General features: G+C 75.6%; 14 protein-coding genes. 5 read left to right on the top strand and 9 right to left on the bottom strand.

Translation table 11 applies throughout. The features are described from left to right. Positions 1–82: 82 nt before the first annotated feature. Positions 83–3,364 carry an ATP-binding protein gene (locus F4692_RS16205; protein WP_179620743.1) on the bottom strand — a complete coding sequence of 1,094 codons (3,282 nt, stop codon included), beginning with the start codon at positions 3,362–3,364 and terminating at the stop codon, positions 83–85. A 100-nt stretch (positions 3,365–3,464) separates the two neighbouring features. Between F4692_RS16205 and F4692_RS21870 the strand changes: the two genes are divergently transcribed. From F4692_RS21870 to F4692_RS16220, 3 genes are all read left to right on the top strand, one after another. Beyond that, positions 3,465–4,037 carry a TetR/AcrR family transcriptional regulator gene (locus tag F4692_RS21870; RefSeq protein ID WP_179620744.1) on the top strand — a complete coding sequence of 191 codons (573 nt, stop codon included), beginning with the start codon at positions 3,465–3,467 and terminating at the stop codon, positions 4,035–4,037. 98 nt (positions 4,038–4,135) lie between these two features. Continuing rightward, positions 4,136–6,265: an MMPL family transporter gene (locus F4692_RS16215; RefSeq protein WP_179620745.1), complete on the top strand. Its 2,130-nt coding sequence runs from the start codon at positions 4,136–4,138 to the stop codon at positions 6,263–6,265. Positions 6,266–6,317: 52 nt separating this feature from the next. Further along, positions 6,318–7,097, top strand: coding sequence for a hypothetical protein (locus F4692_RS16220; RefSeq protein WP_179620746.1), 780 nt, complete (start codon positions 6,318–6,320; stop codon positions 7,095–7,097). Between the two features lie 12 nt (positions 7,098–7,109). On the opposite strand, the gene F4692_RS21325 is transcribed toward F4692_RS16220, so the two are convergent. The 7 genes from F4692_RS21325 to F4692_RS16250 form a co-directional block, all read right to left on the bottom strand. Continuing rightward, the gene (locus F4692_RS21325; RefSeq protein WP_257029959.1) at positions 7,110–7,232 is read right to left on the bottom strand and encodes a hypothetical protein; all 123 of its coding nucleotides are present in this window, start codon (positions 7,230–7,232) and stop codon (positions 7,110–7,112) included. Positions 7,233–7,309: 77 nt separating this feature from the next. Beyond that, on the bottom strand, positions 7,310–8,566 hold the full coding sequence (locus F4692_RS16225; protein WP_179620747.1) for an NAD(P)/FAD-dependent oxidoreductase: 1,257 nt from the start codon (positions 8,564–8,566) through the stop codon (positions 7,310–7,312). Between the two features lie 181 nt (positions 8,567–8,747). After that, positions 8,748–8,918: a hypothetical protein gene (locus F4692_RS16230; RefSeq protein ID WP_179620748.1), complete on the bottom strand. Its 171-nt coding sequence runs from the start codon at positions 8,916–8,918 to the stop codon at positions 8,748–8,750. A 64-nt stretch (positions 8,919–8,982) separates the two neighbouring features. Then, positions 8,983–10,977, bottom strand: a complete 1,995-nt coding sequence (locus F4692_RS16235; protein WP_179620749.1) for an ABC transporter permease — start codon at positions 10,975–10,977, stop codon at positions 8,983–8,985. Positions 10,978–10,982: 5 nt separating this feature from the next. After that, a complete protein-coding gene (locus tag F4692_RS16240; RefSeq protein WP_179620750.1) occupies positions 10,983–11,771 on the bottom strand; it encodes an ABC transporter ATP-binding protein in 789 nt (262 codons plus the stop codon). Between the two features lie 84 nt (positions 11,772–11,855). Further along, entirely contained in the window at positions 11,856–12,533 is a 678-nt protein-coding gene (locus F4692_RS21875) for a response regulator (RefSeq protein ID WP_179620751.1), read from the bottom strand. Then, positions 12,530–13,840 (bottom strand): sensor histidine kinase, encoded by a 1,311-nt coding sequence (locus F4692_RS16250; RefSeq protein ID WP_179620752.1) that lies wholly within the window; start codon positions 13,838–13,840, stop codon positions 12,530–12,532. The genes F4692_RS21875 and F4692_RS16250 overlap by 4 nt, the downstream gene beginning before the upstream one ends. 82 nt (positions 13,841–13,922) lie before the next feature. Here F4692_RS16250 and F4692_RS16255 point away from each other — a divergent pair, with 82 nt between their 5' ends. Continuing rightward, on the top strand, positions 13,923–14,306 hold the full coding sequence (locus F4692_RS16255; protein WP_179620753.1) for a hypothetical protein: 384 nt from the start codon (positions 13,923–13,925) through the stop codon (positions 14,304–14,306). A 7-nt stretch (positions 14,307–14,313) separates the two neighbouring features. Here the strand turns inward: F4692_RS16255 and F4692_RS16260 are convergent, their stop codons facing one another. Then, positions 14,314–14,979, bottom strand: a complete 666-nt coding sequence (locus F4692_RS16260) for an SGNH/GDSL hydrolase family protein (RefSeq protein ID WP_179620754.1) — start codon at positions 14,977–14,979, stop codon at positions 14,314–14,316. A 95-nt stretch (positions 14,980–15,074) separates the two neighbouring features. On the opposite strand from F4692_RS16260, the gene F4692_RS16265 reads away from it, so the two are divergent. Further along, positions 15,075–15,941: an ERCC4 domain-containing protein gene (locus tag F4692_RS16265; protein WP_179620755.1), complete on the top strand. Its 867-nt coding sequence runs from the start codon at positions 15,075–15,077 to the stop codon at positions 15,939–15,941. The last annotated feature ends 55 nt before the right edge of the window (positions 15,942–15,996 follow it).

The following is a 15,996-nucleotide window of genomic DNA, read 5'->3' on the forward strand; positions in this document are numbered from 1 at the left end:
GCTGACTGGTTCCCCTCACCGTGCCCCCGGCGCCTTGCAGCAGCCTTGCTCCACCGGCACTCGCCCGGCGCTCCACCGACGCTCAACCGGCGGCGCCGTCGGCGCCGAGGAGGTCGGCCTGAACCGCACGGCGCAGGGCGTCGGCGTCGCGCCGGTGGGCCGTCGCGTCCGCGGGGCGCCCCAGCCGCTCGGCCAGGTCGGCGAGCACGTCGTCGACGGGTCCCCAGACCGCGAGCCCGGTGCCCGCGACGGTCACCGTCCCGCGCAGGGAGAGGAGGTGGTCGTAGCAGGTGGCAGGGTCGGGGCAGCCCAGGAGCGCCGCGACCATCCCCGCCTGCACGTCGTCGAAGTCGCCGTTCCAGTAGGGACGCGGCAACGTCGTCAGGTTCCAGCGCTTCTGCCACGAGCGCGCCTCGGCGACCCGGCCGGTCTCCGCGAGCGCCAGCAGGGCGGTCCACCGCAGGGCACGGAAGGCCTCCTGCGACGCCGTCCGCACGAGCTCGTCCTGCACCTCGCCCAGACGGCCGCGGTCCCGGGCGAGCGTCACCTGCTGCACCTGCCGCACCCACCGTCCGCCCCACAGGCTGGTGCGGGACAGGACGTCGTAGGCACGCTCGATGGACTCCTCCGCCCAGGTCTCGTCACCCTCGAGCATCGCCAAACCGGCCAGCTGCGCCGACAGCTGGCCCTCGATCTCCGGCAGCCCGAGCCGGGGCGCCAGGCGCTCGACGCGGGCGAGGTCGTGCCGGGCCTCGCCCATGCGGCCCTCGCGCATCAGCAGCGGGGCGCGGTGCAGCAGAGCGATCGCCTCGTTGGCGCCGGGCAGGTCCGGGCCCAGGCCGAGCGTCTCGTCGATGGCGGCGCGGCGCTCACGGGCGCACGACGGCACCCACGACGCGATGGCGAAGTTGTTCAGCGTGCGCGCCTGGAGCGCCGTGTCGCCGAGCCGGCGCGCGACCTCCACCGCCTCCCGGGCGCACTCGATCCCGCGGGAACGGTCGTCGCTGTAGTAGAGCTCGACCCCCAGCGTGCCGAGCAGCTCGGCCCGCGGGCCGGGCTCGGTGGTCGTCGCGACCAGCCGGTCGAGCGCCTCGATCGAGACGGTGTCGACCTCGTCGAGCTGGCGCCAGTTCCACAACGTCGGCCCGCCGAGGAGCACCAGCGCCTCGCGGGTCAGCGCGTCGTCCTGCATCCCGGTCGCCAGCCGGCGCGCCTCGTCGAGGGCCGCCGAGGCCCCGACGACGTCGCCGACGTGCCGTCGCTCACGGGTGAGCGCCACCAGGCACGCGAAGCGCTGGCGACGGTGGTCGGGCGAGCGCTCGAGGGTCGCCAGCGCACGGGTCCGGTGGTGGGCCGCCCGGTCGAACGCCAGCTGCTCGGCGGCGGCGTCCGCCGCGCGGCTGCAGGCGACGTGCGCCGGCATGGACGGCTGGCCCAGCGCCGCCTCGTAGCGGTGCCGCGCCAGCTCGGCCAGGACGGGCGCGAGGTCGTGCGCGTGGAGCCGCTCCAGGGCGTCGGCGAGGCGCGCGTGGCGCCGACCGCGGCACTGCGGGGTCTGCAGCTCACAGAGCGCCTCGCGCGCCAGGTCGTGCTCGAAGGACCACGACGGGCCGGTGCCGTCGAGGACGAGCAAACCCCGCTCGACCGCTGGCTGCAGCAGCTCGACCAGCTCGGCGACCGGCACCTCGAGCGCCTCCGACAGGACGGGGAGGTCGAGCGCCCGCCCGGCGACCGCCGCGAGGTCGAGCACCTCACGCACCTCGTTGGGCAGCCCGGTGGCACGGGACCTGATGATCGAGAGTGCTCCCGACGGCACGACCGTGCGTCCGACCGGATCGGCGCCCAGCCGCAGGACCTCGCCCACGAGGAAGGGGTTGCCCCCCGTCCGCGCCAGGAGTGCGTCCCCGGCTGTCCCGCCGCCTGCGACGACGGTCAGGTCCTCCCGCGTCAGCGGGCCGACCGGCAGCCGGGTCGTGACCTGCTCCCCGACGATCCGCTCGAGCGCGGTCGCGCCGGTGACCGTCAGGCGCGTGGGCGACGGCCGTCGCGTCACCACCACGGCCAGCGGCTCGCTCCACATCCGGTTGGCCACCAGCTGCAGCACCTGGAGCGTGGCGTCGTCGGCCCACTGGATGTCGTCGAGCACGATCAGCAGCCCGTTCCCGGGGACGCCGGAGAGGAGCAGGTCGACGACGGCGTCGTAGTGCTCGAAGGCTCGCTCGACGGTCCGCCCGTCCTCCCCCGCCCGCGGCGCCTCCAGCGCCAGCTCGCCCAGGACGCGCCGCCACAGCGCGAGTGGCGGCATCGCGAGGCCGTCGGCCGCCCGCGCCCACACGACGCGGCACCCCATCTGCTCCGCCCGTCTGGCTGCATAGCGCGCCAGGGTGGTCTTGCCGATCCCGCCCTCGCCCTCCAGCAGCACGACGGCGGGGCGCTGCCCGCGCAGGCCGGCCACGACGTCGTCCAGGGCGGCCGTCTCGCGCTCGCGCCCGATGAGTCCGAGGGCCCCGGCCACCTCGGCCGGTGCGGGCACCGCAGGAAGTCCCGCCGGGGCGCTGTGGGGGGCCGGCATCGACCCGCCGGCCGTGCCGGTGGGGGCCGTGACCTCCGCACCCGCGCGCAGGATCTCCAGCTGGAGCGCCGACACCGTCGCGCCGGGGTCGAGCCCGAGCTCGTCGGCCATCGTCCGCCGGTGCTCCTCGAACACCTCGAGCGCGGCCGGCCCGCGGCCGAGCGCGTGCAGCGCCCGCATCGTCGCCCACGTGCCGACCTCCGCCCAGGGCTCGGCGCTGCGCAGCCAGCGCGCGAGCTCGAGGGCCTCGGCGGCACGTCCCCGCTCGAGCAGGGCACGGCACTGGACCTCGGTGGTGGAGCGCAGCAGGGCGGTCAGGTGCTCGCGCTCCACCTCGAGCACGGGGACGACCGTGGCGGGGAACGGCTCTCCCCTCCACATCTCGCGCGCCCGCGCCGCGAGGTCGATCGCTGCGTCCCAGTCCAGCCGCCCCGCGGCGGCCTCGGCGTCGCGGGCGAGCCGGGTGAAGACGTGGAGGTCGATCGCGTCCTCGCCCGCCTCGAGGCGGTAGCCCGACGGTCGGGTCACCACCGCCATCGGGGTCTCGCGCAGCTGCCGGCGCAGCCGCGAGACGTTGACGTGGATGGTGGCCCGCGCCGTGTCCGGCGGGTCCTCCGACCACAGCTCCTCCACGAGCCGGTCGGTGGTGACGACCCGCCCGACGTTGAGCGCGAGCAGCGCGAGCAGCCCGCTCACCCGTCCCGACTGCGGCCCCACGGTCCGGGGCGTGCCGTCCTCGTCGACGACCCGCAGCTGGGGATCCCCCAGCAGCCGCAGCACGATGCCGGACACGGTGCCCTCCTCGCGACGTCGAGGGCCTCGGGTCCCTCTACATGTGAAGAGGACGCTACTCTACAGCCGTAGTGTCGACAAGAGGTGAGGTGGAGCGGTGGTGGAGACCCGACGCCCCGACATCGCGGACGCCGCGATCCGGGTGATCGCGCGTGACGGCCTCCGCGGACTGACCCACCGGGCCGTGGACCGCGAGCTCGCCATCGCCATCGGGTCCACGTCCTACTACGCGCGGACCAGGCGCGACCTGGTGGAGCTGGTGGTGCGACGTCTCTCGGAGCGCACCGCGGGCGAGGTCACCCGCTCGTCCGCCCCGCTCCCGCGGACGTCGGCGGGGCTGGCGAAGGCCCTCGCCGCGGTCACCGAGCAGGTGGTCGCGCGGGAGGCGGACTCCCGGGCCCGGCTCGCGCTGGCCGTCGACCTGGTCGATGAGCCCGACCTCCACTCGCTGATGACCGACGGCGCGCCCGTGCGCGAGCTCCTGCTGTCCGGGGCCCGGGCCGGGCTCGAGGCGCTCGGCGTCGACCGTCCGGACGAGCACGCCCTCGACCTGGTGACGATCCTCGACGGGCTCGTCTACCACCGCCTCGCCGGTCCCGGCGTGCGCGGAGCCCGTGCCGACGCCGAGAGGATGCTCACCGCGTACCTGACCGGCCTCCCCCGCGCCGGCTGAGTGGTGCGCCAGACGCGTGCAAGGTCGGCGCAAGACGTCGGCGCCAGCCTCGTCGCCGCGGAGGCAGGTCGCCTCCCCGTCGAGGAGGAGGAACGGTCGTGGACAGCATCTTGTACCGCTGCGGGAGGTGGTCGGCCCGTCATCCGTGGCGGGTCGTCGTCATGTGGCTGGTGGCCGTGGCGACGGCGTTCGGGGCCGCGGCCGCGTTCGGCGGTGAGCCCGTCGACGACTACGAGCTGCCGTCCGCGCCCAGCCAGCGGGGCTTCGACCAGCTCGCCGCGCACGTCCCGGCGATGGCCGGCGCGTCCGCGACCGTGACGGTCCATGACCCCGTACGGAGCGTCGACCCTGCGGCGCTGGAGCGACTGGCCGGCACCCTGGTGGGCGTGCCGCGCGTCGCCTCCGTGGCGCCGCCGCGCCTGTCGGAGGACGGCGACACCGCGCTCCTGGCGATCGGCTACGACGTCCCCGTGACCCACGACGACGTCATGGGCAACGTGCAGGCGCTGGAGGACGCCGTCGCGGCCGCCGGGCTCGGGGACGTCGTGGTCGCCTACGGCGGCGAGGTGCCCGAGTCGGCCATCGAGGTCGGCGGCACCGGCGAGGTCCTCGGGGTGGCGGCGGCCCTGGTGCTGCTCGTCCTCACCTTCGGTTCCCTGCTCGCCGCGGGCCTTCCCCTGCTCGTGGCCTTCCTCGGCCTGGGCCTGGGGTCGGCCGCGGGCGTGGTGCTCACCCGGTTCATGGACGTCAGCAGCTTCGCGCCCACCGTCGCGACCATGGTGGGGCTCGGGGTCGGCATCGACTACGCGCTGCTCCTGGTGACCCGCTTCGTCGAGAACCGCGAGGCCGGGCACGACCCGGTCGAGTCGGCCGCCCGGGCCAACGCCACGGCCGGTCGCGCCGTCGTCTTCGCGGGCGTCACGGTCCTCGTGTCGCTCTTCGGGCTGCGCCTGGGCGGGCTCCCCCTGTTCGAGTCCTTCGGCGTGGTGACCGCGCTCGCGGTGCTCGCGGTGCTGCTCGCCGCCATCACCCTGGTGCCTGCGCTCGCCGCGGCCGGCCACCGGCACCTGGGCGGTCGGCGCCGGCGGGCGGCCGCCGGCCGAGGACCTACCCACGTCGAGCGCTGGGTCGCTCGCGTCGTGCGACGCCCCGTGGCCTGGGCCCTGCTCGCGACCACCGTGCTGCTCGCCCTCGCTGCTCCCGCCGTCGGCATGCGCATCTGGCCGCTCGACCCCAGCGTCGACCCCGCCGACTCGACGGCGCGTCAGGCGTACGACCTGGTGGCCGCCGAGTTCGGTCCGGGTGCCACCGGGCCGTACATCCTCGTCGCCGACCGCGCGGAGGTCGGCGACGAGGAGGTCGCCGCCCTCCACGCCTCGGTCGCCGACCACCCCGACGTCGCCGCCGTCTCGCCGGTCCGCCAGTCCCCCGACGGGGCCCTCGCGACCTGGACCGCCGAGGCGTCGTTCGCCCCGCAGGACCCCCGCACGCCCGAGCTCATCGCGCAGCTGCGCGCCGCCAACCCCGACGGCGTGGAGGTCACGGGGTACGCGCCGATGCAGGCGGACCTGTCGGAGATCGTGTCGGAGCGCGTCTGGGTGGTCGCGGGGGTGGTGATCGCGCTGTCCGTCCTGATGCTGATGCTGATGTTCCGCTCGGTCGTGGTGCCGCTGAAGGCGGCGGTGATGAACCTGCTGTCGATCGGCGCCGCCTACGGGGTCATCGTCGCGCTCTTCCAGAACGACGCGGGGGCACGGCTGCTCGGGCTCGACCACGGCGTGGCCATCTCGAGCTTCGCGCCGATCATCATGTTCGCGATCCTCTTCGGGCTCTCGATGGACTACGAGGTCTTCCTGCTGTCCCGCGTCCGCGAGGACTGGCTCGCCACCGGCGACGCCCGACGCAGCGTGGTGACCGGCCTGGCCGCCACCGGCCGGGTGATCTCGTCGGCAGCGGCCATCATGGTCGCGGTCTTCGTCGGGTTCGCCTTCGACTCCAACGTCCTCATCAAGACGCTCGGCATCGGGATGGCGGTCGCCATCGCGCTCGACGCGACCGTCGTGCGCCTCGTGCTCGTCCCGGCGTCGATGACGTTGCTCGGCCGCTGGGCCTGGTACGTGCCCCGGTGGCTCGACCGGCTGCTGCCCCACGTGCGGGTCGAGGCCACCGGCCACGCGTCTCACACCGAACCGGCTGCCGTGCCGGAGCGCGAGCCGGCCCGCAGCTGAGGCCGGTGCCTGTGAGCGGGGTGGCCTCCCACCCCGCTCCTAGGCTGGGCGGATGAGGACCCGCGCGCACGCACAGGAGCCCACGACCACCGCGCAGCACCGCCCGCTGGCCTGGGCGGTCCTCACGACCGCCGTCCTCCAGGTGGTGGCACCCGCGGTCACGATCAACGGGCCGGGCTCCTCGCCGGGCGACGGGGCCGGCGCCGAGCTGCTGATCACGCCCGTGGGGTGGGCCTTCTCGATCTGGGGCGTCGTCTACACGCTCGCCATCGTGCAGGCCCTCTCGGCGCTGCTGAGCTCCGACGTCCGGGTCTCCCGGCGCTTCCAGGTCGACCAGGTGGTGCTCTACTCCGCCGCGGTGCTGTGGATCTTCATGGCGGCCCTCGACAGCAGCACGCTCACCTTCCTCGCCCTGGCGGTGATGTTCGTCGCCGCCCTCGACGGCGTGCTCACCCTGGCGCGCACGACGGTGGAGCCACGACGTCACCGCATCATCAGCCGCACCGCGTTCGGGCTCTTCGCGGGCTGGGTGTCGGCGGCCTTCTTCCTCAACCTCTCCACCGCCCTGGTGGGATGGGGCCTCGTCGACGCCGATGCGGTCGCGTGGCAGCTGGTCGTCGTGGCGGTCGCCACGGCCACCCTCGTGGGCTTCGTGCTGACGACGCGGCTGCCCGCCTACGCGGCGGCAGGGCTGTGGGCGCTGGCCGGCATCGTCGTCACCGGCGTTGACGACGGCACCCTCGCCGTCGTCGTCGCCGGTGCCGTCGCCGCCGCGGTCCTGGCGACGGCCACCGCCGTGGCGCTGCGACGCTCGGCGGTGCAGCCCGGCTGACGTCGAGGGCGGTCAGGCGTCGGCCCGCGTGTCCAGGTGGTCCCACGCGCCCGGGGCGCCCTCGGTGCCGGGCCGGTGCTCGGGTGGCGTGGAGCCCGGGACGGGCGTGGTCGGCAGCTGCTGGTGGGTGTGCACGAGGGGTCTCCTCCGCGAGGTCGTGGGCGTCCGGGCTGGTCGGGACCGCGGCGGTGCCGGCGGTCGTCGTGGGTCCGTCACCGCAACGGGTCGAACGCCACCAGCTCGGGCGGCGTGACCCCGGTGGCGACCTGCTGGGCGAGGAGCCTGCCGGTCAGCGGCCCCAGCGCGATGCCCCACATGCCGTGGCCACCGGCGACGTGCACGCCGGGCGCTCGGGTCGCACCGATGAGCGGCAGGCCGTCCGCGGTGCACGGGCGGGACCCGACCCACTCGTCACGTCGGTCGTCGAGGTCGACCCCGTCCAGCAGCGGCCGCGCCGCGTCGACGATCGCGGCGATCCGGCGCCGGTCGAGCGCGGCGTCGGGGGCGCGGAGCTCCATCATCCCCGCGACCCGCAGCCGGGTCCCGCCGGGGCCGTCGAGCGGCGTGCACGCGACCCGCTGGGCCGGGAAGTACACGGGAGCCGACGGGAGGTTCTCGCCGGCCACGCTGAACGAGTAGCCCCGTCCGGCCTGAACGGGCTGCCGTACGCCGAACCGGCGACCGAGGTGACCGAGCCAGGCACCGTTGGCGAGCACCACCGCGTCGTAGCGGTGCGAGCCCCCGACGTCCTCGCGGGTGGTGACGTGGACACCGCCGTCCCGGGGATGCACGCCGGTGACGGAGGCGCCCTCGACGATCCGGCCGCCGCGCTCCACGACGGCCCGCGCGAGCTCCCCGACGAAGGCCGGCGGGTCGATGTAGCGCTGGTCGTGCAGCCGCACGACCGCCCCGACCGCGGAGGAGAGGGCGGGCTCGATCGTCCGTGCCTCGGCGCCGGTGAGGAGGTCGTACGCCACCGGCTGCCCGGCGGCCCGGACGTGCTCGAGCTCGTCGACGAGCGCGGACCGCTCCTCGACGGTGCGGAACGCGGCGAGGAACGGGGCGGCAGGGCGGGTGGCGGCCGCGACGCCGTTGGCGGTGAGCTCGTCGAAGGCGTCGAGCGCTCGCGCGTTCATCGCTGCATAGGCGCGCATCCCGCGCGCCCAGCGCCGGTGCGTGCTGTTGCGGGCGAAGCCGGCGAGGAAGCGCAGCAGGCGCGGATCGGGCCTGAGCGGGACGTAGACCGGCGAGGACGGGCTGACGAGGGCCCGTACGCCGTAGCGCAGGACGGCGGGTTCGGGCAGCGGGGCGGTGAGGGCGGGGGTGAGCCAGCCGGCGTTCCCCCAGGACGACCCGGCTGCGACGTGGTGGCGTTCGACGACGGTGACGTCGATGCCGTGCTCCTGGAGGTGCCAGGCGGTCGAGAGGCCGACCATCCCGGCTCCGACGACGGCGACGGACTGAGGCATGGCGAAGGTGCTTTCGTGAGGGCAGGACGAGCAGACGGAAGGCGTCAGGGCACGGCTGGATCGGTGTGCACTGGCGCGGTCGTCCGTCACGCGAGCGCCGCTGACGCGGCGTGCGGCGGACGGGGCGCAGCGGGTGCGCCACGGGCGGGCGACGAGACGTCGTCACCCGGGAGGAGTCGGCTCAGCCCACGGGAGGGGCGCGGTCGACGCTGCGGCGCAGCACGTCGAGGCCACGGATGCCGCGCGCCTCCTCGCTGAGCTCGATCGCGAGCAGCGCGGCCCCGGACGGCACGTGGGAGGGCAGGTGCGTACGGTCGGGCGCAGTCGCCTCGAGCACCCCGGTCGCCTCCATGTGCCCGACCCTAGCAACGTTCGCGGGGAAGGCCATTCGGCGACAGCGCCCCGACAGCGCCCCGTCAGCGCCCGGGCAGCCCCACCCGCAGCGGCCCTCGCGACCCGTCGCGGGTGGCCTGCAGGACCGACACCAGCGCCGCGCTGAGCGCCACCACGAAGATCGCCGCGGACAGCCCGCCGAACGTCGCCAGCGGCAGGGCCGGCGCCGTGGCGCCGAGGAGGGCGAGGTTGACGGCGATCGCGGCCGGAAGGACGCTCAGGGTGCCGAGCGCCCACGCCACGGCGGCGGCGATCGACGCCTCGATGACCACCATGGCGATGCGTTGCCGCCGCGTGGCCCCGGTGCGGCCCAGGAGCACGAGCTCGTCGCGCCGGTTGCGGGTCGTGAGGGCGACAGCGTTGCCGGCACCGAGGGCGACGAAGCCGAGCAGCGCGAGCAGCAGGACGGACGACAGCCGCTGGCTCGCGGCGTCGGAGCTCACCGCCTCGTCCACCCACGCGTCCACCGGCGTGACGTCGACGCGGGCGCCGAGGGTGCGCTCCACCGCCTCGACGACGGATCCGGCGGTGGCGCCGCGGGCCGCGCGAACCAGGACGACGTCGGTCGACACGTCCGCCCCTGCTGCTGCGGCGGTGGCAGGGCTCACGAGGAGTCCCCCGAGCCCCAGGCCCCGGTCGTGGACCGCCGCAACCCGCAGGTCGACGTCCCGCCCTGCGACCCGCACGGCGACCTCGTCGCCGACGTGGGCGGCGAGCTCGAAGGCCGCGTCGGCGCTCAGCGCCACCGTGCCGGGGACGGCGAGGTCGGGTGCGCCGCCGGTCGTGAAGCCCGGGTCGACGACGTCGCCGAGACGGGACGGGTCCACCACGGCCACGGCGGTCGTCTCCCACGCGAGGGGCCCCGACAGGTCGGCGTCGACCCGCACCTGCACCGGCGCCGACCCGAGCGCGACCGCGTCGGCGACGGCCGGGTCCTCGCGGAGGCGTTCGAGGTCCTGCGAGGTGCCACCACCCGGGGCGACGGCGACCAGGTCGGCGCGCAGGGCGTCGGCGAGCTGCTGGTGGGCGGCTCGCTCGACCGCCCCGTCCACGCTGGCCGACATCGTGCCGACGGCCACGACGAGCGCCAGGGGCACGACGACGGCGGTCAGGCGACGCGAGAACCCGACGACGTTGCCGAGGGCGAGACGAGCCGAGGCGTGGGGGCCGGCGCCGGAGAGGGGCGCGAGCCGGGAGAACGCGGCGTGCACCAGCCACGGTCCGGCCGCAGCGGCGGCCCCGACCAGCAGCAGTGCGGAGACGGCTGCGGAGGCCGCCCCGACGGTGCCGGGCACCAGGACGGGGCTTCCCGCGACGGAGAGACCGCCGAGGGCGAGCAGCACCGCGGCGACCTTGCGTGCTCGGCCGATGCCGTCGGGCTCGACGACGGCGAGGCGGACGGCCGTGGTGGGAGGCCCGAGCAGCGAGCGACGTACGGCCAGTCGACCGGCGAGGAGGGCGACGGGCACGATCAGGACGAGGGCACCCAGTGACGGCAGCGGCGACAGGACGAGGCGGGCGCCGGGGGCGAGCACCTGCGCGTCCACGAGGAGGGGGACGAGCAGGCGGGCGCCCCAGGTGCCGGGGACCGCGCCGAGAGGCACCGCGACGAGGGCGAGCAGGGCGACCTCGAGCGACACCATCGCCCGGACCTGGCTGCGGGTGGCCCCGACCGTCCGGAGCAGGGACAGCTGCCTGACCCGTCGGCCCAGGGCCAGCGCCACGGTCGAGGTGACGACCATGAGGAGCACCACCAGGGCGGTGCCGGCGTACGACGACGCGAGCGCGGTCAGCATCCCCGGGGCCGCGTCCGAGGCGGGTGCGCGCAACCCCGTCTCCAGGAGCACGCCGGTGAGCGACACGACGGCGCCCGCGGCGGCGAGGACGAGGCCGGTCCCCGCGAGGTCGGACGCGTGGGCGACGGCCGAGGACCTCGCCAGCCGCCACGTGCCTGAACGGTCGCCGGGGCTGACCTCCTCGTCGCGGACGGTGCGCCCGCCCGACACGTCACGAGACATCCCGCTCACCTCCCGAGCTCGACGAGGCGTGCCGCGACGCCGTCCGCCGTGGGCGAGGGGACGCGGTCCGCGATCCGGCCGTCGGCGAGCAGGACGGCCTCCTCGGCGGCCGCGGCGACCGAGGCGTCGTGCGTGACGATGATGAGCGTCTGGCCCAGCTCGTGGGCGACCTCGAGGAACAGGGCGAGCACGTCCTTGCCCGAGCGGGAGTCGAGGGCCCCCGTCGGCTCGTCCGCGAAGATCACGGCCGGCCGCGTCGCGAGCGCCCGGGCGATCGCGACCCGCTGCGCCTGCCCTCCCGACAGCTCGCCGGGGCGCCGCTGCTCGAGCCCGGTCAGGCCGAGCCGGCCGACGAGCTCGGCGGCCCACCCGGCGTCGAGCTGCCGCCCGGCGAGGACGAGGGGCAACGCGATGTTCGAGACCACGTCGAGGTGGGGCAGCAGGTTGTAGCCCTGGAAGACGAAGCCGACGTGCCCACGGCGGAAGCGGGTCAGGGCGTCCTGCGACAGGGTGCTGAGGTCGTGGCCGCCGACGACCACGGTGCCCCGCGTGGGGGTGTCGAGGCCCGCGGCGACGTTGAGCAGGGTCGACTTGCCGGACCCCGACGGTCCCATCACCGCGGTGACGGACCCGGGCGCGAGCCGCAGGTCCACCCCCCGCAGGGCGTCGACGGGGACGGCCCCGTCGTAGGTCTTCCAGACCCCGGCGAGGCTGACGACGGCCTGCTCGCCGGTGCCGGGTCGGAGGGCGGGTGTCGGTCCGGGCTGGGGTGGGCGTTGCCGCAACGTGAACATGCCGTCACGCTAGGAACCGGCGACCCCCTCGGACGAGAGCCGTTGTGGTGAACCCGTCCGCGTGCATCCTTCGATGCAAGCGGCTCATCCCCCGATCGAGACCAGCCCGTTCTGGTAGGCCCAGACCGCCGCCTGCAGGCGCGACCTGACGCCCAGCTTGGGCAGGATCCTGGCCAGGTGCGACTTCACCGTGGAGGTCTCGACGACGAGGGCACGGGCGATCTCGTCGTTGGAGAGGCCCTCGGCCAGCAGCAGCACGATCTCGCGCTCGCGGGCGGTGAGGACCTCGTCGGCGCGGGCCGCCGTGACGGGGTGCATGCTCCTGCGGCTCACCAGCTCCCCCAGGACGCGCTTGGTGAGGCTGTCCGCGATCGTCCCGTTGCCGGCCGCCACCGAGCGCACCGCGTCGACGACGACCGACGCCTCGGCGTCCTTGAGGAGGAAGCCGGACACGCCTGCCTCGAAGGCACCGAAGAGGTAGTCGTCGATGTCGAACGTCGTGAGGATCAGCACGGGCGTGGGCGACTCGACGTCCGGGCCGCAGATCTGTCGCGCCGCTGCGATCCCGTCCAGCCTCGGCATCCGGATGTCGAGGCACACCACGTCCGGCGTCAGCTCGCGAGTGGCCCGCACCGCCTCCTCACCGTCGGGCACGGCGGCCACGACCTCGATGTCGTCCTCGAGGTCGAGCAGGGTGGTCAGCCCTGCGCGCACCAGCGGCTGGTCGTCGGCCACCACCACCCGGATGTTCGTCCCGCTCACCGCGTCTCCCCTGCCTCGATCCCTGCCCCGGTCCCTGCCCCGGTCCCTGCGTCAGGCGCACGAGCGACCACCCGGTCGTCGCGCGCCGGCACCCGGAGCCGGACGACCCAGTGTCCCTGCTCGGGCCCGTACGTCACGCGCGAGTCCGTCAGCTCGGCACGCTCGCGCATCCCCACCAGCCCGAACCCGGTGCGTCCGGGACCGGCGCCGTCGCCGTCGCCCGCCATCTCGCTCGTGATGGTCACCTGCACCCCGTCCGCGGAACGCGCGTCGACCTCGACCCGGCACGGCCTGCCGGGTGCGTGGCGCGCCGCGTTGGAGAGCGCCTCCTGGACCGTGCGGTACGCCGACAGCTGCGCGAGCGGGCCGATCCGGTCGCGCGGGTCCTCACCCTCGGGCTCGAGGACGACCAGGTCGACGAGCCCACCGCGGGCGGTGGCGTCCGCGACGAGCTGCGGAACGCCGTCGAACGAGTGCTGCTGGACGGCTCCCCCGTCGGAGTCCGTGCCGTCCGGGCCGTGCGACGCGGGCCGCAGCAGGGCCACCAGGCCGCGCATGTCCCGCAGCATCTCGGTGCTCTGCTCGCGCACCTGGTCGACGGCCCGCTTGGCGCCCTCGGGATCCCGGTCGATCTGCCTGCTGATGGCGCCGGTCATCACGGCGATCCCGGTCAGGTGGTGCGCGGCGATGTCGTGCAGCTCGCGCGCCATCGCGGTGCGCTCGCGGGCGACCGCCACCTCGACGAGCGCCGAACGCTCCCGCGCCGCGGCCCGGTCCCGTTCCTCCCGGGCCCTCCTGCTCTCGCGACGCGTGCCGACGATCGTCCCGGCCAGCGCGGCGATCCCGACGGTGCCCACGCCCTGGACGAGGGCCCCCACGACCGCTGACGGCCCCGCTGGCCCGAGCCCGATCCTCGTCAGGAGGTCACCGACGCCGACCAGGAGCACGGCCGCCGCCAGGGTCTGCCACGTGCGCGGAGCCGCGACGTCGAGCGTCGCCCGGAACGCCGCCACCAGCACCGCCACCGACGTGCAGCCGGCGGCCGGACCGAGGAAGAGGGCCGCGGCGGGTGCGGCCGCAGCGACCAGGAGCAGGGCGAGAGCCGGACGGCGGGGAGACCACAGGAGTGCTGCGGCCTGGGCCGCGACGAGGGCGAGCCCGCACGCCCACGCCACGCTGCCGGCACCCGGAGCGCCGGCGAGGTCCCCTCCGACCTCCGGCGACGCGAGGGCGATCCCCGTGAGGAGGGCGCTGGCGGCGACCCACGTGCACCACACCGTGGTGGTCCACGTACGTCGCAGCGCCATGGCGTCACCGTAGCGGTGGCGGTGCGGGGCGGGGCGTACCGAAAGGTCACCCGTGCAGGTCGTTTCCTGCTGCAATGGGCCCGTGACCGCCGACCCCTCCGCGCAGCCCGACGGGCTCATCCGCCTGCACGTGCGCCCACCGACGCTCGGCAGCGGCCGTCACGTGCCGTGGGTGCAGGTCGACGGAGTGCGGGTCCCGGTGGGGATCGGGGACAACCTGCTCGAGGTCCCGGCCGGACCGCACGTGGTGCGGGCCGCGCCACGGTGGGACCCCGCCCGCGTCCGGGAGCTGCAGGTCGACGTCGGCCCGGGCACCGTGGTCCCGGTGTTCTACGCGGACCCGGCATCGCGGTTCACCGGCGGCAGCCTCGGCACGAGACGCCGGCAGGACTGGGCACTGCGATGCCTCCAGCTCTGGGGCGTGCTCATGATCCTCGGCCTGCTGGCCGCCGTCGTACGCACGTGAGACCTCGTCAGGGGAGCTGCGGCCCTGCGGGTCCCTGCGCTCGCGCGGCGCTCCGGACAGCGAGGTCGAGCGCGGGCAGGACCGCGTCGGCGATCACGGCGTACCCGGCGGACGAGGGGTGGAACCGGTCGGCCGAGAAGAGGGCCGGGTCGGAGCCGAAGGCCTGCGACGCCCGCTGGTCGGCATCCGCGACGCGCCCGCCCGCGGCGACCACCGCGTCGGCCTGACGGCGCCGCAATGTCTCGCTCGCGGCGCGGACCACCTGGCGCAGGGCGGCCGGGACGTGCGGGACCGCGCCGAGGTCCGGCGCGGGTGCGACCACGACCTCACTGCCGGACCCGCGTAGCCGGCGCACTGCCTGCTCGAGCGCGGCCGCCGCGGCCTGCACCGGTTCGCGGTGCGTCACGTCGTTCGCGCCGATGACGACCAGCGCGACGTGCGGGCGCCACGTGAGGGCACGGTCGACCTGTGCGCCGAGGTCGCGGCTGCGGGCCCCGGGCTCGGCGAAGACGCGGTCGGCGACGGTGAGACCGCGCGCACGCAGTGCTCCGGTCAGCCGTGGTGCCAGCCGGTCGTCGGGAGTGGCGGCGCCCTGACCCCAGGCGATGGAGTCACCGAGGACCGCCAGGCGCAGGGCAGGGGGCTGCGCGCTGCTCGCCGGTGTCGAGCTCATGGGACTCCTCCTGGTGGGCCCCGCGTCGGGCAGGGCGACGCGATGCCGTACCCGGCCTCGCATGCGCGGATGCGCGGCTGGGTAACGTCGGAGGCGTGCACGAGACGGGTCCGGTGCTGGTCGACCACCGCGAGCGCGGCAGCGGCATCCCCGAAGCGCTGGTCGCGGCGGGACTCGAGGTGGAGCTGACCGACCTCCCGGTCGGCGACTACGTCCTGGGCCCGGGCCTCGCGGTCGAGCGCAAGGGGCCGTCCGACCTGGGTGCCTCGATCCGTGACGGGCGGCTGTTCGAGCAGGCGGTGCGGTTGCAGTCGACGTTCGTGCAGGCGGTCCTGCTGATCGAGGGCGAGCCGCGCTTCGTCGCCGAGGATGCGTGGCGCGGGGCCGTGTGCCGGCTCGTCGAGGACGGGTTCACCGTCCTGCACAGCCTCGACGTGGAGGACTCGGTCGCCTGGCTGGTGCGCCTCGCGAAGCGAGCCCGCCGGCCTGCGGCGACCGTCCGGGCAGAGGGACCCCGGCGCGTGCCGCGGCACCCCTCGGCCCAGGCCGAGGTGATGCTGTCGGTCGTGCCGGGCATCAGCACCACGATGTCGCGGAGCCTGTTGGACGCCTACGGCAGCCTGGCGGGGGTCGCTGCGGCGGCGCCCGAGGGCCTGCGCTCCCACCCGGGCATCGGACCGGTCCTGGCGGGCCGGGTCGCCGAGGCGCTGCACGCCGACTACGTCGCGACGGCGGACCGCGACCCCGGACCCGAGCGCGCGGCACGGGGCGTGCGAGCACCGCGGCGATGGGTCCTGTCCCCACCCCGCGTGGGCACCGACCCCGACGTCGAGCCGGACTCCTACGACCGGCGCGCCATCGCCCTTCGCGCACTCCGGTCCGCCCGCGACGGCACCCAGCTCGTCGACGGCCTCACCGGCGAGGTCGTGGCTGAAGCGCCTGCTCCCCACGTCCGAGCCTGACCTCGACGTGGCGGCCGCGCGGTCGACCCGGGCCACCCCGGGACTCATCGCGAGC

It is taken from the genome of Nocardioides cavernae (assembly GCF_013410035.1).
In the GTDB taxonomy this organism is placed as follows: Bacteria; Actinomycetota; Actinomycetes; order Propionibacteriales; family Nocardioidaceae; genus Nocardioides; species Nocardioides cavernae_A.